The sequence below is a fragment of the Duganella vulcania genome (assembly GCF_009857655.1).
Lineage (GTDB): Bacteria > Pseudomonadota > Gammaproteobacteria > Burkholderiales > Burkholderiaceae_D > Rugamonas > Rugamonas vulcania.
This window is the reverse complement of the sequence record NZ_WWCX01000324.1, coordinates 1-290: the sequence shown is the minus strand read 5'-3', so window position 1 is coordinate 290 and position 290 is coordinate 1. Positions and strand designations below refer to the sequence as shown.

1 pseudogene is annotated in these 290 nt (G+C 76.6%); it reads right to left on the bottom strand.

Annotated elements, in window-relative coordinates:
• Positions 1-290: pseudogene (locus tag GTP90_RS36225) on the bottom strand (alcohol dehydrogenase catalytic domain-containing protein); the annotation flags it as partial.

Here is a 290-nt window from a genome sequence, read left to right as displayed (position 1 = left end):
CCGCGCGGCAGGCCGCCAGCCCGTGATCGCCGGCCGTCGCGGTCACGTGCGCGCCCAGTTGCTTGAGCAGGGCGATGGCGATCATGCCCAGTCCGCCCGAGCCGCCGTGCACCAGCACCTGGCGGCCTGGCGCGCTGGCACGGGTCAGGCCGGCGCCGGCCAGCGCGCGGCACACGGTCAGGAAGTTGTACGGCAGCGTCGCCAACTGGGCCGGCGCGACGCGGGCCGGCTGCGCCAGCACGTGGCGCGCATCGACCGCCACGTGGCTGGCGTGGCTGCCGTCGCGAGAT